At 50.6% G+C, this 620-nt stretch carries 2 tRNA genes; both read left to right on the forward strand.

From position 1 onward, the window contains the following. The first annotated feature begins 97 nt into the window (after positions 1-97). A tRNA-Ile gene (locus DIE16_RS36330) sits at positions 98-174 on the forward strand. A 38-nt stretch (positions 175-212) separates the two neighbouring features. Further along, positions 213-288, forward strand: a tRNA-Ala gene (locus tag DIE16_RS36335). The last annotated feature ends 332 nt before the right edge of the window (positions 289-620 follow it).

Raw genomic sequence — 620 nt, forward strand, 5'->3', positions numbered from 1 at the left:
CCGTATCGGAAGGTGCGGCTGGATCACCTCCTTTCCAGAGCTTCTCGCAAAATTGAGCGCTCACGCTTATCGGCTGTAAATTTAAAGACAGACTCAGGGGTCTGTAGCTCAGTCGGTTAGAGCACCGTCTTGATAAGGCGGGGGTCGTTGGTTCGAATCCAACCAGACCCACCATTGTCTGGCGGTAGGTACCTGAGGGAATCTGTACTCATGGGGGCATAGCTCAGCTGGGAGAGCACCTGCTTTGCAAGCAGGGGGTCGTCGGTTCGATCCCGTCTGCCTCCACCAATCTTCAATGACAAGCGTTCGACTTGGGTCGAGTCTTTGTCATTGGCGATTGAGCCAGTCAGAGTGATACGTAGTATGTATCGGCTGTCGTTCTTTAACAATCTGGAAGAAGTAAGTAATTTGGATAGCGGAAGCGTCTTGAGATGGACGTGGAAACTATCCGGGTTGTGATTGTATCGATGTATCTCAAGATGATTCGAACTCTATGTTTGACTCAATTGGAATACGGCACAACGCGAGAACTCAACCTGTAACGAGACAGACTCGTTATAGGGTCAAGCGAACAAGTGCATGTGGTGGATGCCTTGGCGATCACAGGCGATGAAGGACGC

This window comes from Burkholderia sp. Bp9090 (genome assembly GCF_003857985.1).
In the GTDB taxonomy this organism is placed as follows: Bacteria; Pseudomonadota; Gammaproteobacteria; order Burkholderiales; family Burkholderiaceae; genus Burkholderia.